Annotated in this window: 20 protein-coding genes and 1 riboswitch; all 20 genes read left to right on the top strand. The window is 36.7% G+C overall.

The genetic code is table 11. From position 1 onward, the window contains the following. Positions 1-32 precede the first annotated feature (32 nt). The 20 genes from ribF to AC1DMU_RS00410 all read left to right on the top strand — a co-directional run bounded on the left by ribF (position 33) and on the right by AC1DMU_RS00410 (position 23,704). The gene (gene ribF / locus AC1DMU_RS00505; protein WP_088064283.1) at positions 33-1,004 is read left to right on the top strand and encodes a bifunctional riboflavin kinase/FAD synthetase; all 972 of its coding nucleotides are present in this window, start codon (positions 33-35) and stop codon (positions 1,002-1,004) included. Between the two features lie 100 nt (positions 1,005-1,104). Further along, positions 1,105-1,374, top strand: a complete 270-nt coding sequence (gene rpsO, locus AC1DMU_RS00500) for a 30S ribosomal protein S15 (protein ID WP_001229392.1) — start codon at positions 1,105-1,107, stop codon at positions 1,372-1,374. Positions 1,375-1,534: 160 nt separating this feature from the next. Beyond that, positions 1,535-3,673 (top strand): polyribonucleotide nucleotidyltransferase, encoded by a 2,139-nt coding sequence (gene pnp / locus AC1DMU_RS00495; RefSeq protein WP_046957398.1) that lies wholly within the window; start codon positions 1,535-1,537, stop codon positions 3,671-3,673. 152 nt (positions 3,674-3,825) lie between these two features. Beyond that, positions 3,826-4,725 (top strand): polysaccharide deacetylase family protein, encoded by a 900-nt coding sequence (locus tag AC1DMU_RS00490; RefSeq protein WP_088064282.1) that lies wholly within the window; start codon positions 3,826-3,828, stop codon positions 4,723-4,725. A gap of 86 nt (positions 4,726-4,811) precedes the next feature. Next, positions 4,812-6,053, top strand: coding sequence for a M16 family metallopeptidase (locus AC1DMU_RS00485; RefSeq protein ID WP_000593006.1), 1,242 nt, complete (start codon positions 4,812-4,814; stop codon positions 6,051-6,053). A 129-nt stretch (positions 6,054-6,182) separates the two neighbouring features. Further along, a complete protein-coding gene (locus tag AC1DMU_RS00480) occupies positions 6,183-6,434 on the top strand; it encodes a YlmC/YmxH family sporulation protein (RefSeq protein WP_001239751.1) in 252 nt (83 codons plus the stop codon). Positions 6,435-6,707: 273 nt separating this feature from the next. Continuing rightward, the gene (dpaA, locus tag AC1DMU_RS00475; RefSeq protein WP_000954740.1) at positions 6,708-7,610 is read left to right on the top strand and encodes a dipicolinic acid synthetase subunit A; all 903 of its coding nucleotides are present in this window, start codon (positions 6,708-6,710) and stop codon (positions 7,608-7,610) included. Continuing rightward, positions 7,607-8,206 (top strand): dipicolinate synthase subunit B, encoded by a 600-nt coding sequence (gene dpaB / locus AC1DMU_RS00470; RefSeq protein ID WP_001049480.1) that lies wholly within the window; start codon positions 7,607-7,609, stop codon positions 8,204-8,206. The genes dpaA and dpaB overlap by 4 nt, the downstream gene beginning before the upstream one ends. Before the next feature lie 150 nt (positions 8,207-8,356). Beyond that, positions 8,357-9,403 (top strand): aspartate-semialdehyde dehydrogenase, encoded by a 1,047-nt coding sequence (asd, locus tag AC1DMU_RS00465; RefSeq protein WP_000414854.1) that lies wholly within the window; start codon positions 8,357-8,359, stop codon positions 9,401-9,403. A 23-nt stretch (positions 9,404-9,426) separates the two neighbouring features. Continuing rightward, complete coding sequence (gene dapG / locus AC1DMU_RS00460; protein ID WP_000692477.1) at positions 9,427-10,659, top strand: aspartate kinase; 1,233 nt, start codon at positions 9,427-9,429, stop codon at positions 10,657-10,659. 11 nt (positions 10,660-10,670) lie between these two features. After that, positions 10,671-11,549, top strand: coding sequence for a 4-hydroxy-tetrahydrodipicolinate synthase (gene dapA / locus AC1DMU_RS00455; RefSeq protein ID WP_000564777.1), 879 nt, complete (start codon positions 10,671-10,673; stop codon positions 11,547-11,549). Positions 11,550-12,307: 758 nt separating this feature from the next. Continuing rightward, the gene (locus AC1DMU_RS00450) at positions 12,308-13,978 is read left to right on the top strand and encodes a ribonuclease J (RefSeq protein WP_000823079.1); all 1,671 of its coding nucleotides are present in this window, start codon (positions 12,308-12,310) and stop codon (positions 13,976-13,978) included. 104 nt (positions 13,979-14,082) lie between these two features. Beyond that, the gene (gene tepA, locus AC1DMU_RS00445) at positions 14,083-14,832 is read left to right on the top strand and encodes a translocation-enhancing protein TepA (RefSeq protein WP_000139829.1); all 750 of its coding nucleotides are present in this window, start codon (positions 14,083-14,085) and stop codon (positions 14,830-14,832) included. Continuing rightward, complete coding sequence (locus AC1DMU_RS00440; protein WP_000605020.1) at positions 14,829-15,032, top strand: YlzJ-like family protein; 204 nt, start codon at positions 14,829-14,831, stop codon at positions 15,030-15,032. Before tepA ends, AC1DMU_RS00440 begins: the two co-directional genes overlap by 4 nt. A gap of 211 nt (positions 15,033-15,243) precedes the next feature. Next, entirely contained in the window at positions 15,244-17,628 is a 2,385-nt protein-coding gene (locus AC1DMU_RS00435; protein WP_476941451.1) for a DNA translocase FtsK, read from the top strand. 203 nt (positions 17,629-17,831) lie between these two features. Next, positions 17,832-17,933, top strand: a riboswitch (purine riboswitch). A gap of 233 nt (positions 17,934-18,166) precedes the next feature. Beyond that, positions 18,167-18,892 (top strand): GntR family transcriptional regulator, encoded by a 726-nt coding sequence (locus AC1DMU_RS00430; RefSeq protein ID WP_000114176.1) that lies wholly within the window; start codon positions 18,167-18,169, stop codon positions 18,890-18,892. Positions 18,893-18,984: 92 nt separating this feature from the next. Then, positions 18,985-20,052, top strand: a complete 1,068-nt coding sequence (locus AC1DMU_RS00425; RefSeq protein WP_088064279.1) for a BMP family lipoprotein — start codon at positions 18,985-18,987, stop codon at positions 20,050-20,052. Between the two features lie 108 nt (positions 20,053-20,160). Further along, positions 20,161-21,693: an ABC transporter ATP-binding protein gene (locus tag AC1DMU_RS00420; protein ID WP_088064278.1), complete on the top strand. Its 1,533-nt coding sequence runs from the start codon at positions 20,161-20,163 to the stop codon at positions 21,691-21,693. Beyond that, positions 21,686-22,744, top strand: coding sequence for an ABC transporter permease (locus AC1DMU_RS00415; protein WP_088064277.1), 1,059 nt, complete (start codon positions 21,686-21,688; stop codon positions 22,742-22,744). Before AC1DMU_RS00420 ends, AC1DMU_RS00415 begins: the two co-directional genes overlap by 8 nt. After that, positions 22,745-23,704, top strand: coding sequence for an ABC transporter permease (locus AC1DMU_RS00410; protein ID WP_000008847.1), 960 nt, complete (start codon positions 22,745-22,747; stop codon positions 23,702-23,704). Positions 23,705-23,864: the final 160 nt, after the last annotated feature.

Genomic DNA, 23,864 nt, shown 5'->3' with positions numbered 1-23,864 from the left:
AAGGATTATTACAGAAAAAGGTGAATTCAAGCGTGAAACTTATTCATTTAACTCATCCACATGAACAAAATAAATTAGAATTACCACCTACTGTAATGGCATTAGGATTTTTTGATGGCATTCATTTAGGACATCAATGTGTGATTCGAACTGCGAAACAAATAGCTGATGAACGAGGATATAAAAGTGCAGTTATGACATTTTATCCGCACCCATCTGTTGTTTTAGGAAAAAAGGAAGCGCATGCGGAGTATATTACACCAATGTGTGATAAAGAAAAAATAGTCGAAAACTTAGGGATCGATATATTATATGTTATTAAATTTGATGAATCGTTTGCAGGCTTATTGCCACAACAATTTGTAGATGATTATATTATTGGTTTGAATGTAAAGCATGTAGTAGCAGGGTTTGATTATTCATATGGACGTTTAGGAAAAGGAAAGATGGAGACTTTACCATTTCATGCAAGAGGGGAGTTTACACAGACTGTGATTGAAAAAGTTGAATTTCAAGAAGAGAAAGTAAGTTCTACAGCATTACGAAAGTTAATTCGAAATGGCGAAATGGAACAAATTCCATCTATTTTAGGTAGAGCATATACAGCAGGGGGAACAGTTGTACACGGTGATAAGCGTGGACGTCAAATTGGTTTTCCCACAGCTAATATAGGTTTAAGTGATGAGTATCTATTACCACCTGTAGGTGTTTATGCAGTGAGATTAAAAGTTCACGATGAATGGTACGATGGTGTATGTAATATTGGATATAAACCAACTTTTAAAGAAGATGAGCGTCAATTATCTATTGAAGTGCACTTATTTGAATTTAACAAAGACATATATGATCAAAATGTTACAGTAGAGTGGCATATGCGTATAAGAGAAGAAAAGAAATTCAATGGCATCGATGAGTTAGTTGAACAAATTGCAAAAGATAAGAAAATAGCACAAGAATATTTTGCGAAAGAAAAGAATATACTTGCTTTTTCAAATGAAAAGTAGTATTCTATGTTATGTACTTTATGACAACCATTGCTTGGCATTGCGACTCACCGACGCTTGCTAGGTAATTGGGGGTTTAATTAATAGGAGGTGAAATAGGATGGCTTTAACACAAGAGCGTAAAAATGAAATCATTGCACAATTTAGAACTCATGAGACTGATACTGGTTCTCCAGAGGTTCAAATTGCTGTCCTAACGGAGCAAATTAACACTCTAAACGAGCACTTACGTACTCACAAGAAAGATCATCATTCACGTCGTGGTCTATTAAAGATGGTTGGTAAACGTCGTAACTTACTAACTTACCTTCGTAATAGCGATATCACACGTTACCGTGAATTAATCACAAAGCTTGGCTTACGTCGATAGTCAAAGAAGCGGGAATATTCCCGCTTTTTTGTTAGGTAAAAATATATCTTCTACCCTTTATAGCTTACTTCATTTTCGGTAATACTAGAGGTAGAATATTGTGATATACTATCCATTTACATAGAAGAATTGAATACTTTAAATTGAGAGGGGTACTTAAATGAGTCAAGAAAAGCAAGTCTTCTCGATAGATTTAGCTGGTCGCCAGCTAACAGTTGAAACAAGTCAGCTTGCGAAGCAAGCGAACGGAGCAGTATTAGTAAGATATGGCGATACAGCGGTTCTATCTACAGCAACTGCATCAAAAGAACCAAAAAATGTAGATTTCTTCCCACTTACAGTAAATTATGAAGAGCGTTTATATGCAGTCGGAAAAATTCCTGGCGGTTTCATTAAACGTGAAGGTCGTCCGAGTGAAAAAGCAATTTTGGCAAGTCGTTTAATCGACCGTCCAATTCGTCCGCTTTTCGCAGATGGTTTCCGTAACGAAGTACAAGTTGTCAGCATAGTAATGAGTGTTGATCAAGATTGTTCTTCTGAAATGGCAGCTATGCTAGGTTCTTCATTAGCGTTATCGATTTCAGATATTCCATTTGAAGGCCCAATCGCGGGTGCAACAGTTGGTCGTATTAACGGCGAATTCGTTATTAATCCAACAGTAGAACAGCAAGAACAAAGTGATATTCACCTTGTTGTAGCTGGTACGAAAGATGCAATTAACATGGTTGAAGCAGGAGCAGATCAAGTGCCTGAAGAAACAATGTTAGAAGCAATTATGTTTGGACATGACGAAATTAAACGTCTAATTGCATTCCAAGAAGAGATTGTACAAGCTGTAGGTAAAGAGAAATCAGAAGTGAAACTTTATGAAGTTGACGCTGATCTTAATCAAGCTGTACGTGAAATGTCTGAGAAGGATATGCATTCTGCAATTCAAGTACATGAGAAACATGCACGTGAAGATGCAATTAACGAAGTGAAAAAGCGTGTAATTGAGCATTACGAAGCGCAGGAAGCTGACGCTGATACATTAGGACAAGTAAGTGAGATTTTATATAAAATTGTAAAAGAAGAAGTACGTCGTCTTATTACAGTTGAAAAAATCCGCCCAGATGGCCGTAAAGGTGACGAAATCCGTCCATTAGCATCAGAGGTTGGTATTTTATCTCGTACACACGGTTCTGGTTTATTCACACGTGGACAAACACAAGCATTAAGTATTTGTACATTAGGTGCATTAGGCGATGTACAAATTTTAGATGGTCTTGGTGTAGAAGAATCAAAACGTTTTATGCACCATTACAATTTCCCATCATTTAGTGTTGGTGAAACAAGACCGATGCGTGGACCAGGTCGTCGTGAAATTGGTCACGGTGCACTAGGAGAACGTGCTCTTGAGCCTGTAATTCCATCTGAAAAAGATTTCCCATATACAGTACGTCTTGTATCTGAAGTTTTAGAATCAAATGGTTCTACTTCACAAGCAAGTATTTGTGGTAGTACTTTAGCAATGATGGATGCTGGTGTTCCGCTTAAAGCTCCAGTTGCAGGTATTGCAATGGGTCTAGTTAAAACTGGTGAGCATTACACAATTTTATCTGATATTCAAGGTATGGAAGATCATTTAGGTGATATGGACTTTAAAGTAGCAGGTACAGCAAAAGGTGTAACTGCACTGCAAATGGACATTAAAATAGATGGTCTATCTCGTGAAATTTTAGAAGAGGCATTACAACAAGCAAAAGTTGGTCGTGTGCACATTCTAAATCATATGTTATCTGTTATTGCAGAGCCACGTACTGAATTATCAGCTTATGCTCCAAAGATTATTACAATGACAATTAACCCAGATAAAATCCGTGACGTTATTGGGCCGAGCGGTAAACAAATCAATAAAATTATTGAAGAAACTGGCGTTAAAATTGACATCGAGCAAGATGGTACAGTATTCATTTCTTCAATAAATCAAGAAATGAATGACAAAGCTAAGAAAATTATCGAAGATATCGTTCGCGAAGTACAAGTAGGTGAAATCTACGAAGGAAAAGTGAAACGTGTTGAGAAATTCGGTGCTTTCGTTGAATTATTCAGCGGTAAAGACGGATTAGTTCACATTTCTGAACTTGCACTTGAGCGTGTAGGTAAAGTAGAAGACGTTGTGAAAATCGGTGATGTAATTACAGTTAAAGTTATCGAGATTGACAAGCAAGGTCGCGTGAATCTATCTAGAAAAGTATTGCTAAAAGAAGAGCAAGAAAAAGAAGCTGCTAAAGAAGAAAACAAACAAGAGCAGCAATAAGTAAAAGCCAGTTAAACTGGCTTTTTTTGTTATGTAAAAAATATGATTTACATATATTTTTATGTCAGTATAGGTATAGTTTTCATTATAACGCTCAAATTAACAAAGATAAGAAGAAAAAAGGTTTTTATATAGTTAATGGGAGGGTTTATATGAAAGCTCGTGTATTGGCATACATATGTATATTCTTTTTATATGTCAGTGTAGGCTCTTATTCCGTTTTTGCACAGGATAACTTATATGAAGAAATTCAAAAACATGCAAAACAATATGAGATTGCACCTCAAAATGCGATGATTGATAAGATATGGAAATCAACACCAGGATATAATGGAAGACAAGTTGATATCGAAGCATCCTATAATAATATGAAGAAACTAAAGAAATTTGATCAAAGAAATCTTGAATTCAAGGAAGTATCACCGAGTGTCCACTTAGAAGATTTATCACCAGCCCCAATTTATAGGGGACATCCAAATAAAAAGATGGTGGGATTAACAATAAATGTGGCGTGGGGAAACGAGTATTTGCCTCGTATATTAGAAATATTGAAAAAACATGATGTGAAAGCGACTTTCTTTTTAGAAGGACGTTGGGTGAAGGAAAATTTGCGATTTGCCAAAATGATTGTTGATGCAAATCAAGAAGTCGGAAATCATTCTTACACACACCCTAATATGAAAACGCTATCTTCTGATGAAATCCGAGATCAGTTACAAAAAACAAATCGAATGATCGAAGCAGCTACGAATCAAAAGGTAAGATGGTTTGCTCCGCCGAGTGGAAGTTTTCGGGATGAAGTCGTGAAAATTGCAGATGATTTCCAAATGGGAACGATTATGTGGACTGTAGATACAATTGATTGGAAGCGACCTGAGCCAGAGGTACTATTGCAGAGAGTGATGAGAAAAATACATCCAGGTGCTATCGTATTAATGCATCCAACGTCATCTACAGCAGAAGCATTAGATACAATGATTACAAAATTGAAGGAACAAGGATATAAAGTAGGGAATATAACAGAATTACTGGATGAAAAACGTGTGGATTAAATACATTTGCATGACATTCATCCTTAAACTTGTTATCATTAAATAATAGCACTTATTTAGAGAAACTGGCAGTAGGAGGAAAGTTTTTGATTAAAAAATATACTTGTAAAAATGGTGTAAGAATTGTTATGGAGAATATACCAACTGTAAGATCGGTTGCGATTGGTATTTGGATCCATGCGGGATCAAGAAATGAAAATGAAAAAAATAACGGGGTTTCCCACTTTTTAGAGCATATGTTCTTTAAAGGAACAGAAACACGTAGTGCACGCGAAATTGCAGAATCATTTGATAGCATTGGTGGGCAAGTGAATGCTTTTACTTCAAAAGAATACACTTGTTATTATGCAAAAGTGCTAGATGAGCATGCTAAATATGCTTTAGATGTATTAGCAGATATGTTCTTTAATTCAACATTTGATGAGGAAGAACTGAAAAAAGAGAAGAATGTCGTATGTGAAGAAATTAAAATGTACGAAGATGCTCCAGATGATATTGTGCATGATATGTTAACGAAAGCAACATATGAAACGCATCCGCTTGGATATCCTATTTTAGGAACAGAAGAAACGCTTGATACGTTTACAGGTGATACGCTACGCCAATATATCAAGGATCATTACACACCTGAAAATGTCGTTGTTTCAGTTGCAGGGAATATTGATGAAGCCTTTTTACAAACAGTAGAGCAATATTTCGGTAGTTATGAAGGAACAACAAATCGTGAACAAGTACATAGCCCAATTTTCCATTTTAATAAGGTAGCACGTAAAAAGGAAACAGAACAAGCTCATTTATGTTTAGGATATAAAGGCTTACAAATGGGACACGAAGATATTTATAACTTAATTGTATTAAATAACGTTTTAGGCGGTAGTATGAGTAGCCGTTTATTCCAAGAAGTACGTGAGCAACGCGGGTTAGCCTATTCAGTATTTTCTTACCATTCTTCTTATGAAGATACAGGTATGTTAACGCTGTATGGTGGAACAGGTAGCCAACAATTAGATACACTGTATGAAACAATGCAAGAAACATTAGAAACATTGAAAAATACAGGTATTACAGAAAAAGAGCTTATTAATAGTAAAGAGCAATTAAAAGGAAACTTAATGTTAAGTTTAGAAAGTACGAATAGCCGTATGAGCCGTAATGGTAAAAATGAATTGCTACTTCGTAAGCATCGTTCACTTGATGAGATTATTGAAAGTGTAAACACAGTAACAAAAGAAAATGTTGATGAGTTAATTCGTAACATGTTTACAGATGAATTCTCTGCAGCATTAATTAGTCCAGATGGAAAACTTCCAAAAGGAATAAAACTATAATTGCTTTATATGAAGTATGTAAAAATAACCGTATCTCTTTTAAATGAGATACGGTTATTTTTTTGGGATATACAGAATAGGTACTAATTATAGATAACTTAAATTCATAATTCGGTAGGGGGAGAGTGTATGCGATTAAGTGAATTAAGTGGCAAAGAGATTGTAAATTTAGAAAGAGCAGAAAAAATGGGAGTTTTAGGTTATGTTGATTTAGAGATTGATGAGAAGGATGGCCAAATACAGGCTCTTATCATACCGGCTGGGAAATGGGGAGGTTTTAAAAAGGAACCACAAGAAGTAAGAGTCACGTGGAGCCAAATTAAGAAAGTAGGGCACGATATGATCCTTTGTGATATTACGGATCATTCAAATTCGAAGTGAAAGGTGGCCATTTTGGTCATCTTTTTTTGTTCATTCTCCTCTGAGTAAAAGCTCACATGAATCGAGCGTTTACCGGAAATCAATTTCCCGTATAATGTCCTCTCATATGTCGAATGTTGAGATGGAGGTCTAACTGCATACAAATAGCGGGATAAATCATACGTGCTTTTGTTTTTCAATCACCTAAAACTCGTACATTACATATGATGTGGAGGAAAAAGAAAAAGTAGGCACTTTTCTTATAAATGACAGAAAAAGAAGGTGAATTAGGGAATGTTGACTGAGATGCATATTGCTGTCATAGGAGGAGATGCAAGACAGCTAGAAGTAATTCGCAAGCTAGTTGAATTGGATGCGAAACTTTCATTGATAGGGTTTGATCAGTTAGATCATGGCTTCACAGGGGCAGCAAAAGAAAGTATACAAAATTTAGATTTCACTTCTGTAGATGCAATTATTTTGCCAGTTGCAGGTACAAATGCCAAGGGAGAAGTAGATACTATTTTTTCAAACGAAAAAGTTTCTATAACGAAAGAACAAATTGAAAATACACCAGAACACTTTACTATATATTCAGGTATTGGTACGCCTTACTTGGAAAATCTCGTATCTACTACAAACCGCAAACTTGTTAAATTATTTGATCGTGATGATGTGGCAATCTACAATTCTATACCAACTGTAGAAGGTACATTAATGATGGTAATTCAACATACCGACTATACAATTCATGGTTCCAATGTAATGGTTTTAGGATTTGGTAGAACAGGGATGAGTGTTGCCAGAGCATTTCAATCATTAGGAGCCCATGTCAAAGTTGGAGCAAGACGATCGGAACATATTGCACGTATTACAGAAATGATGTTTTCTCCTTTTCATATGCAAAATATTGAGAAAGAAGTAGGAAATATCGATATTGTCATTAATACAATTCCGCATCTCGTCGTGACAGCGAATGTTATTTCGAAAATGCCGGCTCATACGTTAGTAATTGATTTAGCTTCTAAACCAGGTGGTACCGACTTTAGATATGCGGAAAAAAGAGGAGTCAAAGCGCTGTTAGCACCTGGATTACCAGGTATTGTTGCTCCAAAAACAGCAGGACAAATTTTAGCGAACGTTCTTTCTCAGTTACTAGCAGAAGATGTAATAGCAAGAAAGGAGAATGGGGAATGAATTTAAAAGGGAAAAGAATAGGGTTTGGTTTTACTGGTTCACATTGTACGTACGAAGAAGTAATGCCTCATTTAGAAAAATTAATTGCTGAGGGAGCAGAAGTACGCCCCGTTGTTTCTTACACTGTTCAATCAACAAACACGAGATTTGGAGAAGGCGCAGAGTGGATTAAAAAGATTGAAGAAGTAACAGGATTTAAAGCAATTAATTCAATCGTTGGCGCAGAACCACTAGGACCTAAAATTCCACTAGATTGTATGGTAATTGCACCACTAACAGGAAATTCTATGAGTAAATTTGCAAATGCAATGACAGACTCTCCAGTACTAATGGCAGCGAAAGCGACGTTAAGAAATGGCAAGCCTGTCGTATTGGCTGTTTCGACGAATGATGCTTTAGGGCTGAATGGAGTAAATCTCATGCGCCTAATGGCAACAAAAAACATCTACTTCGTCCCATTCGGTCAAGATGCACCAGAGAAAAAACCAAACTCCATGGTAGCTCGCATGGAGCTGCTGGAAGATACAGTATTAGAAGCGCTGCAAGGGAAGCAATTGCAGCCGGTTGTCGTAGAAAAATTCAGATATATGAATTAAAAAACGAAAAAAAACGGACAATTTTTGATGAAACCATCATTCTTACCGTAGAATATGATAAAATTAACGTTATTAAGATTAGAAGGGGTATTGTATACTCCTTCTAATTCTAAGTTATAGAAGGATTGGTATCTAGAAAGGGGCATAGTGATGGAAAAGCAAAAAACTTTTCATGTCGCTGTAGTTGGAGCAACCGGCGCAGTTGGTGAACAAATGTTAAATACTTTAGAGAAACGAGAATTTCCAATCGGGAAGTTAACGTTACTTTCATCTAAACGATCTGCAGGTAAGAAACTTGTATTTAAAGGCGAAGAATTTACAGTTCAAGAGGCAACTCCTGAAAGTTTTGAAGGAGTAGATATCGCACTATTTAGTGCTGGTGGATCTGTATCAAAACAATTAGCGCCAGAAGCAGCAAAGCGCGGTGCGATTGTTGTTGATAATACAAGTGCATTCCGTATGACAGAAAACGTGCCACTTGTTGTACCTGAAGTAAATGAAAACGACTTAAAAGAACATAATGGTATTATTGCAAATCCAAACTGTTCTACAATTCAAATGGTAGTAGCTCTTGAGCCAGTTCGTCAGCAATATGGTTTAAAACGAGTAATCGTTTCCACATATCAAGCTGTATCAGGTGCTGGTGCGGCAGCGATTGAAGAACTTCATGAACAATCACAAGCAATCTTAAATGGTGAAGAAGTGAAGGCGAATGTTTTACCTGTATCAGGTGATAAGAAACATTTCCAAATTGCTTTCAACGCGATTCCACAGATTGATAAATTCCAAGATAATGGATTTACGTTTGAAGAAATGAAAATGATTAATGAAACGAAAAAAATTATGCATATGCCTGAATTAGAAGTAGCGGCAACATGTGTACGTTTACCAGTTGTATCAGGTCACTCTGAGTCTGTTTACATCGAAGTAGAAAAAGAAGGTGTAACAGTAGAAGAATTCAAGAGCTTACTTGCAAATGCGGAAGGTATCGTTCTGCAAGATAATCCAGAAGAGCAGTTATATCCAATGCCAGCTACTGCAGTAGGTAAAAACGAAGTATTCGTTGGAAGAATCCGTAAAGATTTAAATAACGATAAAGGATTCCATCTTTGGGTCGTATCTGATAACTTATTAAAAGGCGCTGCATGGAATTCTGTTCAAATTGCAGAGCGCTTAGTAAAATTACAATTAGTGTAAACGGCTAAGAGAAGGTGCAAAATATGAAAATTATTGTTCAAAAATTTGGTGGCACATCCGTACGTGATGAAAATGGACGTAAGCATGCGCTTCATCATATAAAAAAATCGCTAGATGCGGGTTATAAAGTAGTTACTGTCGTATCTGCTATGGGCCGTAAAGGTGAACCATATGCAACTGATACTTTGTTAAGTCTTGTAAATCAAGAGGAATCTCGCATTTCTAATCGTGAGCAAGATTTATTATTATCATGCGGAGAATTAATCTCAGCAATCGTCTTCTCTAACATGTTAAATGAGAACGGTATAAAAGCAGCGGCATTAAATGGTGCACAAGCTGGTTTTGTAACAAATGATGATTTTACAAATGCTAAGATTATTGAAATGAACTGCGATCGTATACATGAAGAGCTAGAAAATCTAGATGTAATCGTCGTTACAGGATTCCAAGGACAAACGAAAAAAGGTGATACGACAACACTTGGACGCGGAGGTAGCGATACTTCAGCTTCTGCATTAGGTGTTGCGCTTCATGCTGAATTTATTGATATCTTTACAGATGTAGAAGGTGTTATGACTGCGGATCCTCGCATTGTAAAAGATGCACGTCATCTTCAAACGGTAACATACAATGAAATTTGTAACATGGCATATCAAGGTGCAAAAGTCGTTCATCCACGTGCAGTTGAAATTGCGATGCATGCCAAAGTACCACTTCGTGTACGTTCTACGTATTCTGATAGTGAAGGTACGCTGATTTCAGCATCGGACGGTGCGACAAAAGGCCGTGATGTAGAAGAACGTCCTGTTACAGGTATCGCTCATGTATCAAATGTGACGCAAATTAAAGTGCTTGCAAAAGAAACAGCATATGATTTGCAACAGCATGTGTTTAAAGAAATGGCGAATGAAGGAATCAGTGTCGATTTAATTAACATTTCACCTACTGGGGTAGCTTATACGGTGAGTGATAGTGTATCAAGTCGTGCAGTTGAATTATTAAAAAACCTTGGATATGAGCCAATTGTGACAGAGCATTGTGCAAAAGTATCTATTGTAGGAGCTGGAATGGCAGGATACCCAGGGGTTACTGCGAAAATCGTTACAGCTTTAGCGGAAAAAGGTATTCAAATTCTGCAATCGGCAGATAGCCATACGACAATTTGGGTTCTTGTAAAAGAAACTGATTTAGTGGAGGCTGTAAATGCATTACATAGTGCGTTTGAGCTTTCAAAAGAAAAGCAACTGGAACAATAAGGAGTGAGACCATGATAGATTTTGGGACAATTGCAACCGCGATGGTAACTCCGTTTGATAAAAACGGAAATATCGATTTTGCGAAGACAACGAAATTGGTAAATTATTTAATAGATAACGGTACAACAGCAATCGTGGTAGGAGGAACGACAGGAGAATCTCCTACATTAACTTCAGAAGAAAAAGTAGCGTTATATCGCCATGTCGTATCTGTTGTCGATAAAAGGGTGCCCGTAATCGCTGGAACAGGTAGTAATAATACGCATGCTTCTATTGACTTAACTAAAAAGGCAACAGAGGTTGGTGTTGATGCAGTAATGCTAGTAGCACCGTATTATAACAAACCGAGTCAAGAAGGAATGTATCAGCACTTTAAAGCAATTGCTGAAAGCACGCCGCTTCCGGTTATGCTATATAACGTTCCAGGACGATCTATTGTACAAATCTCCGTTGATACAGTTGTTCGTTTATCAGAAATAGAAAACATTGTTGCGATTAAAGATGCAGGCGGCGATGTGTTAACAATGACAGAAATCATTGAAAAAACAGCGGACGACTTTGCAGTATACAGCGGTGATGATGGTTTAACGTTACCAGCTATGGCAGTTGGAGCGAAAGGTATCGTTTCTGTAGCATCTCATGTGATTGGAAATGAAATGCAAGAAATGATTGCAGCATTCCAAGCAGGAGAATTTAAAAAGGCGCAAAAATTACATCAATTACTTGTAAGAGTAACGGATTCATTATTTATGGCGCCAAGCCCAACGCCAGTAAAAACAGCGTTACAAATGGTTGGGTTAGATGTAGGTTCTGTACGTTTACCACTTCTTCCATTAACAGAAGAAGAAAGAGTAACGTTACAATCTGTTATGCAATCTATCCCTCGTTAATAAAAAAATGACCTAGTGTAGAACTAGGTCATTTTTTATGGTATGAAAATCTTTGCCGCTCTTTTTTACCTACCATATTACTCCATGTGTTTGATCGCTTTTTCATTATGTATTGCAACATGTACAAGAAAATAATTGTACCCCTTTAAATGAATCAAAAAAACACAGTTATTATAGAATAAACATTTGTATAAACGTAATAAACTATCGATTCTGTTTTTCAGAGGAATTGTCTCAAATGTGACGTGATTCATAAAAAAGCTTCATTTTATAAGTGTTTTTGTTCGATTCTAGAAAAATAAGTCTTGAAAATCCATATAATGAAATAAATTTAGCGTATTTATGGCTATTTCTTCAAAATAATATGGAGTATAAAATCGGAGTAAATATAAAGGAAATACGTTCGATACTTTTGTTGTAATTCCGTTCTTTTACTTTCTCTTTCGCACGATTTAACTTGTGTTCTATTTCTTGTATCAGGTATAATATGGCTAAGTAGCTTAGTACGGGTATGCTTAGCAAAATTGGTAAAAATTATAATTTGATTACATTTTCATATCATATCGAATAAGATATTTGATTTATATAATGAAAGAGAGGTGAAACCTGGTTTAAAAAATAAACAAGGACATGATATCGCATAACGGTAAGGACATTCGTCTTGGACGGTGAATATATGGTGGTTGTAGAGTTTCCCCTGGTGTCTCTGCAATTTTAGTGAAATCAGTGTTTGAAAGATTTTTAAACCAGGCAACAACATGAAGAGAAAAGAGAATGAGTCTGTTAAAGTATTTGCTCTTGGTGGAGTAGGTGAAATCGGGAAAAACATGTACTGTGTTGAAATTGATTCTGAAATCTTTATTGTAGATGCAGGATTAATGTTCCCAGGAGATGAAATGTTTGGAATTGATATCGTTATTCCTGATATTACATATTTAGTGGAAAACCAAGAGCGAGTAAAAGGTTTATTTATTACTCACGGTCATGAAGATCATATTGGTGGAATTGTTTACGTACTTCGTAAATTATCAATTCCAGTGTATGCAACGAAATTAACAGTAGGACTTATACAAGAAAAACTTGGCGAAGCGGGTATGTTAGGCCGTGTAGACTTAAAAACAATCGATTCAAATTCAACAGTAGAGTTTAATACTACAACGGTGTCATTCTTTGGAACGACACATAGTATTCCAGATTCTGTTGGTGTTTGTTTCCATACATCAAAAGGTGCTATCGTATACACGGGAGACTTTAAATTCGATCAAACTCCAATTGGAAATAGTGGAGCAGACCTTGGAAAAATGGCACAAATCGGAAATGAAGGCGTACTGTGCTTATTATCTGATAGTACAAATGCTGAGCGTCCAGGCTATACAGGTTCTGAAAAAGAAGTTGGTGTAGAAATTTCTAAAGTGTTCTACGGCGCAGAAGGACGTATTATCGTTGCTTCATTTGCATCGAATGTACATCGTATTCAACAAGTATTTGATGCAGCTGCTGAAACAGGACGAAAAGTAGCGGTTGTAGGACGTAGTATGGTGAAAGTGGTAGATATCGCAAGACGTCTTGGTTATTTAGATGTTCCAGAAGGTATGGTTATTTCACTACAAGAAGTAGACAATTTCCCAGAGAAAAAGGTAGCTATTTTAACGACAGGTAGCCAAGGTGAACCGATGGCAGCCCTTTCTAGAATGGCGAAGCAAGCTCATAAACAAATTTCAATTCGTAAAGGCGATACGGTTATTATTGCGGCTTCTCCAATTCCGGGTAATGAAATATCTGTATCGAAAATTATTGACTTGTTATTTAGAGCTGGAGCTGATGTTATTTATTACGGTGAAAGAAAAGTTCACGTTTCAGGTCACGGTAGCCAAGAAGAATTAAAGTTAATGTTAAATTTAATGAAACCGAAATATTTTGTACCCGTACATGGTGAGTTCCGTATGCAAAAAGCACATGCATATTTAGCTGAAGATGTAGGTATTGCAAGAGAGAATATCTTTATCGTAGAAAAAGGTGATGTGATTGCTTTTGGTGACGATGACGCAAACTTAGTTGGCAAAGTACAAGCTGGTAATGTGTTAATTGATGGATTAGGTGTAGGTGACGTTGGTAATATCGTTCTTCGAGATAGAAAAATGTTATCTCAAGATGGAATATTAGTAGTTGTTGTAACACTTGGTAAAGATGAAAAGAAAATTATCTCTGGTCCAGAAATCATTTCACGTGGTTTTGTGTATGTTCGTGAATCAGAAGCGTTAATTGACCGCTCTACAGAGATTGTACGTATGATTGTTGAGCAATCGATTAAAGAGTATTCAATTGAATGGTCTATGTTAAAACAAAATATTCGTGAATTATTAGGGCAGTTCTTGTACGAAGAGACAAAGAGAAAACCTATGATTTTACCGATTATTATGGAAGTATAAAAAAGATCACCTTTACGGGTGATCTTTTTTTCTTTTTAAACTCTATCGAATGAAATTTATAACTTAAGAAATAATAGTTATATACGAGTGAAAGGGGATGCGATATGACAGAACGTGATCGTTATACAAATGAAGGGAAAGAGGCTGAGCCGAAAGAAACTGGGAAAGAAGCTTCGATAGTGGAAAAAATTCAACAGCTAGGGCAAACGAATGTACCACAAATGAATGAATCAAGTATTCATTGTTTAACAATCATCGGGCAGGTGGAAGGTCATGTTCAGTTGCCGCCGCAAAATAAAACAACAAAATATGAGCATATTATTCCGCAAATTGTTGCGATAGAACAAAATCCGAAAATTGAAGGTTTGCTTTTAATATTAAACACGGTCGGAGGTGACGTTGAAGCAGGGTTAGCAATTTCTGAGATGGTAGCTTCGCTTTCAAAGCCAACGGTATCACTTGTTCTGGGCGGAGGGCATTCTATCGGTGTACCAATCGCCGTCTCTACGGATTATTCATTTATTGCGGAAACTGCGACGATGACAATTCATCCCATTCGTCTAACAGGTCTTGTTATAGGTGTGCCGCAAACATTTGAGTATTTAGATAAAATGCAAGAAAGAGTCATTCGATTTGTGACGAAGCATTCGAAAGTAACCGAAGATCGTTTTAAAGAACTTATGTTTGCGAAAGGGAATTTGACGCGAGATATTGGGACGAATGTAATTGGTGGCGATGCAGTGAAATATGGTCTTATAGATGATGTCGGTGGTATTGGGAATGCGATTCGAAAACTGAATGAATTAATAGATGCTCGCATGGATAATAGTGCAGAAGGGACAATGTTACAATGATTTTATACACAATTATGCCAGAGCAACTTGTATATCCAGCTGATTATTCGCAATGTGAAAGCCAAAAAGTTGTAAATATAAACGGTGTTGAATTAATGGTTTCTGAAGAAGAACATGGGTGTTATTCTATTGTACGTGTGTTAAGTACGGATCCGCTACACTACTTAGAGTTTGAGCCCGGCCAGAAAATAACCTTTTAGCAAAAAGAAGGATTTTGTTTAGAAGCTATGGTATAATATAAAAAACAAGACGGTTGAGCAGCCATGAGAGGGCTGCTTTCTTCTGTTTATTTAACAATTTACAAGAAGTGTAAAAATAGAAGATATAAGACCTGAAAAAATAGAGAAAACAGACATATAAGTAGTGCTTTTTATGGAAGCCCTACTTACATGTAGAACACGAGGTGAAGAAATGGCAAAACAAAAGCAAAGAGGGACGAAGGCAAAAGCAAGACGCACGATAAAGCCAACTTTGTATTATGAAATCGTCGGTTTAACTCTTTTTGCACTTTCAATCATTACGATTTTACAGCTAGGTGTTGTAGGGAAATCGTTTGTGTTATTTTTTCGCTTCTTCTTTGGTGAGTGGTACATAATTGGTGTGTTAGGTGTAATAGCTTTATCGGTTTCGTTTGTTATCAAACGTGGATGGCCGAACCTTTTAAATAAACGGTTAATTGGTTTTTATTTAATAGTATTGGCGATATTAATGTTTAGTCATATTACATTATTTAACCTTCTTACGAAAGATGGAGCAGTGCAAAATACTTCTGTTATTGTGAGTACGAAAGATAACTTCTTTCTTGAAATGAAAAAGGGGCCGGATAGCGTTCATTTAGGCGGTGGTATGTTTGGTGCGCTTATGTTCGCGACGTGTTACTTCTTATTTGACGAAGTAGGAGCTTATATCATTGGCATTATTTTAGTGATTCTCGGCATACTTTGTATAACAAATAAGCATATTGGGGAAGTGCTTGCCCCAGTAGGAAGAATCCTTAGAAGTCAATTTGAAGTAATGCAAGGGGATTATAAAGATTGGAGATCCAAAAGGACGGCTGAACAAACAGAAAAGAAAAAAACAACGAGAAGCACAAGGAGCAAACGTGCTGCAGAACAAGAAGAGATTATTGAGCCGATGGAAGAAATCTCAATTGATCCCCCAATTATTTCGAATTTCACTGAGAATTATCCTGTAAATGAAGAAGAGAATAAACGAATTAGCGAAGAACAGGAAGCAGAGTTAATAAATTCACCGTCTATTGAAGAGGCTCCGCCTGTTGAAGAATCTAAGAAAAAGCGTGGAGAAAAGATTGTAGAATCTTTAGAGGCGGAAACAAGTGCCCCACCAATGCAATTTYCAAATGTAGAAAATAAAGATTACAAGCTTCCTGCACTGGATATATTGAAATTTCCTAAGAATAAGCAAGTTACAAATGAAAATGCAGAAATTTATGAGAATGCTCGTAAATTAGAACGTACATTCCAAAGTTTTGGAGTGAAAGCGAAAGTAACAAAAGTACATAGAGGTCCTGCAGTTACAAAATATGAAGTGTATCCTGATATGGGAGTAAAGGTAAGCAAAATCGTTAGTTTGAGTGATGATTTAGCACTTGCTTTAGCTGCGAAAGACATTCGTATTGAAGCACCTATTCCCGGGAAATCAGCTGTAGGGATTGAAGTTCCGAACTCAGAAGTATCTATGGTAACGCTTAGAGAAGTTCTTGATTCTAAGGCTAATAATCATCCGGAAGAGAAGTTGTTAATTGGTCTTGGACGAGATATTACAGGTGAAGCTGTATTAGCCCGTTTAAATAAAATGCCCCATTTACTAGTAGCTGGTGCGACAGGTAGCGGGAAAAGTGTATGTATTAATGGTATTATTGTTAGTATTTTAATGCGTGCAAAACCACATGAAGTAAAATTAATGATGATTGATCCGAAAATGGTAGAGTTAAATGTATATAACGGTGTTCCGCATTTATTAACACCAGTTGTAACTGATCCGAAAAAAGCATCACAAGCTTTGAAAAAAGTCGTGAGTGAAATGGAACGACGTTATGAATTATTTGCTCATAGTGGCACGCGTAACATTGAAGGATATAATGATCATATTAAAGAACATAATAGTCAATCAGAAGCGAAACAACCGGAATTACCTTATATTGTAGTAATAGTGGACGAGTTAGCCGATTTAATGATGGTTGCTTCATCAGATGTAGAGGATGCGATTATGCGTTTAGCACAAATGGCTCGTGCGGCTGGTATTCATTTAATTATTGCGACGCAGCGTCCATCGGTTGATGTTATTACGGGAGTTATTAAAGCGAATATTCCATCACGTATTGCATTCGCGGTATCTTCTCAAACGGACTCTCGTACAATTCTTGACGGTGGTGGTGCAGAGAAACTGCTAGGTCGTGGAGATATGCTGTTTATACCAATTGGTGCATCGAAGCCTGTACGTGTACAAGGTGCATTTTTATCCGATGATGAAGTTGAGAGAGTTGTAGAGTATGTTATTGGTCAGCAAAAAGCGCAATATCAAGAAGATATGATTCCACAAGATGTTCCTGATACGAAGCAGGAAGTAGAAGATGAATTATATGATGAAGCAGTTCAGCTTGTAGTGGAAATGCAAACAGCATCTGTTTCTATGTTGCAACGTAGGTTTAGAGTAGGTTATACGCGAGCTGCCCGTTTAATTGATGCAATGGAAATGAATGGTGTAGTAGGTCCGTATGAAGGTAGTAAACCACGAGAAGTACTCATTAATGATGTACAAGAAAAAAGTTCATAAAAAAAGCCTAATTGTTTTTACAATTAGGCTTTTTTATATGCTATTTTTGTTATATACTATATTCAGCGATAAAGAAAGGGCTTACATCTAAAGTGATTCTTTAGAATACGAATACTTTGATTATGTTTTTAATGAATGTTCGATATTTAATGTAGAAAAATGTTAAATTTTGTTGACACGTATGGGAGCAAGTGGTAAGATTACTTCGAAAAGAATCACTGCCTCATATAATCTTGGAGATAAGGTCCATAAGTTTCTACCCGGCAACCATGAATTGCTGGACTATGAGGGGAAAAGTGTGTAACAAAGGATGTAAGAGATCTTTGTGCCGAACTTTTTCTCGAAATGAGGAATGTTTATGGTGCGAAGTTTTTTTTATGCAGTAAAGAGTGAAAATTTCATCTTGAAAAATTATTAATATTTATTCGACAATTAAGCTTATTTTTAGTATTTAGCAATTTTTATTATGTTGTAAGTTGAAAAAAGAGAAAAGAAGTCTTACATCAGAGGTCGAATAATTGAAATGCGGGGGAGTCTTATGTCAGTAAAATCCGATAGTCGTCACCTATATTTACGGGTGATTGATCACATCAAAGAAAAAATTAAAGATGGAGCTTACAAAGAAAGACAGAAGTTACCATCAGAGTTTGATTTAGCGAAAGAACTTGGTGTAAGTAGGGCGACTTTAAGGGAAGCACTGCGTATTTTAGAAGAAGAAAATGTTGTCATTCGTAGACATGGTGTAGGAACATTTGTAAATGCAAAGCCGTTATTTTCTTCTGGGATTGAACAACTTTCTAGTATTACAGATATGATTTCTAGTGTGGGGAAAACACCAGGAACTATCTTTTTATCATCATCTACAACAAGTTTAACAGAAGAAGAAAAAGAGAAGTTTAATAGTGAAGACGGTTTTAATGCCGTAATGATTGAGCGTGTGCGTACAGCAGATGGGGAACCTGTTGTATATTGTATCGATAAACTTGCAAAAGAAATCTTGCCAGATTTATCGGGATACAACGAAGAATCGTTACTTACAGTGATACATAACAATACGCACAAACGTATCACATACGCAGTTGCTCACATTGAGCCAATTGGCTATCATCCGAAAATCTCACCGATTTTAGAATGTGAACCGGAAACGGCACTGCTAGTTTTAAAACAAATGCACTATGATCAAAATGATGAGCCAATCTTATATTCTATCAATTACTTTAGAGCTGATAAGTTTAGCTTCCACGTATTAAGAAAACGTATGTAGGTAAGTTCCATTTTAGGGAGGTGACAGCAAGAAGTTAGGGACAGCAGCGTAAGAATAAAGAGATATATATAATTTTAGGAGGGGTTTCTAGTATGAAGAAAAAAACAGGTCTTTTATTATCATTAACATTAGCAGCAAGCGCGATTTTAGGTGCATGTGGTAACTCGGATAAGGCGAGTAGCGACAAAAAAGAGTTCAAAGTTGGTATGGTTACAGATGTTGGGGGCGTTGATGATAAATCATTTAACCAATCAGCTTGGGAAGGTTTAACGAAATTTGGTAAAGACAACGATTTAAAGAAAAATGAAGGATATCGTTATCTTCAATCAAGTAAAGATGCAGACTATATTCCAAACTTAACAAAATTTGCGAAAGATCATTATAACACAACATTCGGAATTGGATTTTTAATGCAAGACTCGATTGAAAAGGTTGCAAAACAATATCCGAAAGAGCAATTTGCAATTGTAGATAGTGTTGTGAAAGAGCCGAATGTAACAAGTATTACATTTAAAGACCATGAAGGTTCATTCCTAGTTGGTGCTGTAGCAGCAATGACGACGAAATCAAATAAAGTTGGATTTGTTGGCGGCGTGAAGAGTCCATTAATTACAAAGTTTGAATCAGGTTTCAAAGCTGGTGCAAAAGCAGTAAATCCAAATATCGAAATTGTAGCGCAATATGCAGATGCATTTGACAAACCAGAAAAAGGATCTGTATTAGCTTCAGCAATGTACGGTGGTGGAGTTGACGTAATTTATCATGCTTCAGGTGCAACTGGTAACGGTGTATTCACAGAAGCGAAAAACCGTAAGAAAAAAGGTGAAAACGTTTGGGTAATCGGTGTTGACCGTGACCAAAATCAAGAAGGTATGCCTGAAAACGTAACTTTAACTTCTATGGTAAAACGTGTTGATATTGCAGTAGCAAAAGTAGCACAAGAAGCGAAAGATGGTAAATTAAAAGGCGGTAAAGTAGAAGAGTTTGGATTAAAAGATGACGGTGTTGGTATTGCGAAAACTACTGACAATGTGAAAAAAGTAAATCCAGAAATCTTAACAAAAGTAGAAGAGTTTGAGAAGAAAATCACTGACGGTGAAATTAAAGTACCTGCAACTGACGAAGAATATAAAACATATGAAGCTTCTCTAAAGAAATAATAATAGAGAAATAGCAAAGGTTAGTTCTTAGAACTAACCTTTGTATATATAAAAATACCTTTAATAGACTGCAATTGGGGAGTGTTCCCTGCTAGAAGGAGGAACAAAATGGAATACGTAATTGAGATGAACAATATTACAAAAGTATTCCCAGGCATTGTAGCGAATGATGATATTACGCTGCAAGTAAAACAGGGAGAGATACACGCTTTACTTGGAGAAAATGGTGCAGGGAAATCAACATTGATGAATGTACTGTTCGGTTTGTATCAACCAGAACAGGGAGAAATTAAGATTAAAGGAAAACCTGTAAAAATTACAAATCCGAATATAGCAAATGACCTTGGTATTGGGATGGTCCATCAGCATTTTATGCTTGTTCATAATTTTACAGTTACAGAGAATATTATTCTTGGAAATGAGCCGAAGAAAAAAGGAAGGATTGCTGTTGAAGAGGCTGCGAAAGAAATTAAACAATTATCTGAACAGTACGGTTTAGCAGTTGATCCAAATGCAAAGATTGAAGATATTTCGGTTGGGATGCAGCAAAGGGTTGAAATATTAAAAACGCTTTATCGTGGTGCGGAGATTTTAATATTCGATGAACCAACTGCGGTGTTAACTCCTCAAGAAATTCACGAGTTGATTCAAATTATGAAAAAGCTTGTGCAAGAAGGAAAATCTATCGTTCTTATTACACATAAATTGAAAGAAATTATGGAAGTTTGCGATCGTTGCACAATTATTCGTAAAGGTAAAGGAATTGGTACAGTTGACGTTGCGGAAATGAATGAACATAAACTTGCAGAATTAATGGTCGGACGTCAAGTGAATTTTAAAACAGAAAAAATAGAGGCTAAACCGAAAGAAGAGGTTCTATCTGTTTCGAATATTGTCGTTCATGATGCACGCCAATTACCTGCTGTAAAAGGCCTTGACTTAACTGTTCGTGCAGGAGAAATCGTTGGTATTGCAGGGATTGATGGAAATGGACAAAGTGAATTGATAGAGGCAATTACTGGTTTACGAAAAGTTGAGTCAGGTTCTATTGCAATTAAAGGAAAAGAAATAACAAATTGGCCTGTTCGAAGAATTACAGAGGAAGGAATTGGTCATATTCCAGAAGATCGTCATAAACACGGTCTTGTGCTTGATTTTTCTGTTAGAGATAATATAGTTTTGCAAACGTACTATAAAAATCCATTCTCAAAGAAAGGGATTTTAAACTTTAGTCAAATCACACAAAAAGCAAAAGCGCTTATTGAGCAGTTTGATGTGCGTACACCAGGTGAACACACGTTAAGTCGTGCACTATCTGGTGGAAACCAGCAGAAGGCAATTATCGCACGTGAAGTGGATCGTAATCCAGATTTATTGATTGCAGCACAGCCAACACGTGGTTTAGATGTAGGTGCGATTGAATTTATTCATAAAAAATTAATCGAGCAGAGAGATAAAGGGAAAGCAGTATTGCTTCTATCGCTAGAACTGGATGAAATATTAAATGTAAGTGATCGAGTTGCTGTTATATATGAAGGGAAAATTGTAGCAATTGTTGATGCGAAAGAAACAAATGAACAACAGCTTGGTTTGTTGATGGCTGGCGGAACGGAGAAAGAGAAGGTGAATACAAATGGCTAAAAAATTTTTAACGGAGCGAACAATTAATATTTTAGTTCCTGTATTATCCGTTATTTTTGGTTTACTTGTTGGTGCCATTGTAATGTTATTTAGTGGATATGATCCAATTGTTGGGTATGCAGCGCTTTGGGAAGGAATGGTTGGAAACCCACAAGCAATTGGTGAAACATTACGTACGATGATTCCGCTTGTATTAGCAGGACTTTCTGTAGCATTTGCATTCCGTACAGGCCTTTTTAACATCGGAGTAGAAGGGCAGTTATTAGTCGGGTGGCTTGCTGCTGTTTGGTTTGGATATGCAGTATCATTACCGGCAATTTTACATATTCCGTTGTCAATTTTAGTAGCGGCAATAGCTGGTGGGCTATGGGGATTTATCCCGGGATATTTGAAAGGGAAATTTAAAGTAAATGAAGTAATCGTAACGATTATGATGAATTATATTGCACTTTACGTGACGTATGATTTAATTAAGCGCTTCTTACATGAGGCGAATGAGAAGTCATATGATATAAAATCTAGTGCTTCTTTATCTTCTGAATGGTTATCCTCTTTAACAGATGGTTCTCGTTTGCACTGGGGGATTGTCGTAGCGATATTAGTAGCAATTATTATGTGGTTCTTATTGGACAGAACGACATTGGGATACGAATTGAAATCTGTTGGATTTAATCAACATGCTTCTCAGTATGTGGGGATGAAAGTTTCTCGAAATGTTGTACTATCTATGACGATTGCGGGTGCATTTGCAGGGATTGGTGGTGCGATGGAAGGGCTTGGTACATTCCAAAACATGACAGCGATGTCTTCGTTTACTGGTATCGGATTTGATGGGATTGCGGTAGCTCTACTTGGGGGGAATAATCCGTTTGGTATATTATTAGCGGCTTTACTGTTCGGTGGTTTGAAAAGTGCAGCCCCTCAAATGAATTTTGAAGCAGATGTACCTTCTGAGTTAATTAACGTTATTATTGCATGTATTATTTTCTTTGTAGCGTGCAGTTATGTTTTACGCTGGGCACTTACACGCATGAGCAAGGAGGGGAAATAAATGAGCTTTTTAGATATTTTAGCCATTCTTGTGACGGGTACGTTATATACGGCAGCGCCACTTATTTTTACGGCGTTAGGTGGAGTGTTTAGTGAACGTTCTGGAGTTGTAAATATAGCGTTAGAAGGTTTAATGTTATTTGGTGCATTTACTGGTATCGTTACAACGTTATTAATGGGTGATACGTGGGGAGCGATGACTCCTTGGATAGCTCTATTATTTGCAGCGATTGGTAGTGGGTTATTTGCACTTCTTCATGCAGTAGCATCCATTACATTCCGTGCGGATCAAGTAGTGAGCGGGGTAGCGATTAATTTCTTAGCTCTTGGTTTAACGGTATTTGCGATTAAGAAAATCTTTGGCAAAGGACAAACTGATTTCATTCAATACCGTATTGAAAAAATCGATGTTCCGGGTCTTTCGGATATTCCGGTAATCGGAAAAATCTTTTTCTCAAATGTACCGTTAACATCGTATATTGCTATTATTTTAGCGTTTGTCGTTTGGTATGTCATTTATAAAACGCCGTTCGGTCTTCGTCTTCGTGCTGTTGGTGAACATCCAATGGCAGCAGATACGATGGGGATTAATGTATATAAAATGCGTTATATTGCAGTTGCTATATCTGGAATGTTTGCAGGGGTTGGTGGAGCGGTCTTCGCTATGTCGATTTCTGGTAACTTCTCAGGTGCTACAATTACGGGACAAGGTTTCTTAGCGCTAGCAGCTATGATTTTCGGTAAATGGAATCCATTAGGTGCTCTTGGAGCGGCTCTGTTCTTCGGATTTGCTCAATCACTAGGAATAACAGGTGGTACCATCCCGGTACTGAAAGAAATTCCAAGTGTATTCTTAACGATATTACCGTATGTATTCACAATATTAGCACTTGTTGGTTTTGTAGGTCGTTCTGAAGCTCCGAAAGCGTTAGGAACGCCGTATGAAAAAGGAAAACGATAAGTATAAAAAAGCTCGCACATTAGTGCGGGCTTTTTTACATAGAATATATGTAATACGGAATTTTACTATGTTCCTTACATATGAAAGTTTTTAGAAAGAGCCTCATGTAAGTATAGTGAGGAAGAAAAGTTGATTTTTCATTTCTAAAAACTGTATATTG

It is taken from the genome of Bacillus sp. 01N45 (assembly GCF_056399205.1).
Note: the sequence above shows the minus strand (reverse complement) of the source record. Positions and strands in the feature narration are given on the sequence as shown.

What these genes read in the sequence shown, in the direction of transcription:
- rpsO (WP_001229392.1), top strand. Translation starts at nt 1,105, where the DNA reads ATGGCTTTAACACAAGAGCGTAAAAATGAAATCATTGCACAATTTAGA.
- pnp (WP_046957398.1), top strand. Translation starts at nt 1,535, where the DNA reads ATGAGTCAAGAAAAGCAAGTCTTCTCGATAGATTTAGCTGGTCGCCAG.
- AC1DMU_RS00490 (WP_088064282.1), top strand. Translation starts at nt 3,826, where the DNA reads ATGAAAGCTCGTGTATTGGCATACATATGTATATTCTTTTTATATGTC.
- AC1DMU_RS00480 (WP_001239751.1), top strand. Translation starts at nt 6,183, where the DNA reads ATGCGATTAAGTGAATTAAGTGGCAAAGAGATTGTAAATTTAGAAAGA.
- dpaA (WP_000954740.1), top strand. Translation starts at nt 6,708, where the DNA reads ATGTTGACTGAGATGCATATTGCTGTCATAGGAGGAGATGCAAGACAG.
- dpaB (WP_001049480.1), top strand. Translation starts at nt 7,607, where the DNA reads ATGAATTTAAAAGGGAAAAGAATAGGGTTTGGTTTTACTGGTTCACAT.
- asd (WP_000414854.1), top strand. Translation starts at nt 8,357, where the DNA reads ATGGAAAAGCAAAAAACTTTTCATGTCGCTGTAGTTGGAGCAACCGGC.
- dapG (WP_000692477.1), top strand. Translation starts at nt 9,427, where the DNA reads ATGAAAATTATTGTTCAAAAATTTGGTGGCACATCCGTACGTGATGAA.
- dapA (WP_000564777.1), top strand. Translation starts at nt 10,671, where the DNA reads ATGATAGATTTTGGGACAATTGCAACCGCGATGGTAACTCCGTTTGAT.
- AC1DMU_RS00450 (WP_000823079.1), top strand. Translation starts at nt 12,308, where the DNA reads ATGAAGAGAAAAGAGAATGAGTCTGTTAAAGTATTTGCTCTTGGTGGA.
- tepA (WP_000139829.1), top strand. Translation starts at nt 14,083, where the DNA reads ATGACAGAACGTGATCGTTATACAAATGAAGGGAAAGAGGCTGAGCCG.
- AC1DMU_RS00440 (WP_000605020.1), top strand. Translation starts at nt 14,829, where the DNA reads ATGATTTTATACACAATTATGCCAGAGCAACTTGTATATCCAGCTGAT.
- AC1DMU_RS00430 (WP_000114176.1), top strand. Translation starts at nt 18,167, where the DNA reads ATGTCAGTAAAATCCGATAGTCGTCACCTATATTTACGGGTGATTGAT.
- AC1DMU_RS00425 (WP_088064279.1), top strand. Translation starts at nt 18,985, where the DNA reads ATGAAGAAAAAAACAGGTCTTTTATTATCATTAACATTAGCAGCAAGC.
- AC1DMU_RS00420 (WP_088064278.1), top strand. Translation starts at nt 20,161, where the DNA reads ATGGAATACGTAATTGAGATGAACAATATTACAAAAGTATTCCCAGGC.
- AC1DMU_RS00415 (WP_088064277.1), top strand. Translation starts at nt 21,686, where the DNA reads ATGGCTAAAAAATTTTTAACGGAGCGAACAATTAATATTTTAGTTCCT.
- AC1DMU_RS00410 (WP_000008847.1), top strand. Translation starts at nt 22,745, where the DNA reads ATGAGCTTTTTAGATATTTTAGCCATTCTTGTGACGGGTACGTTATAT.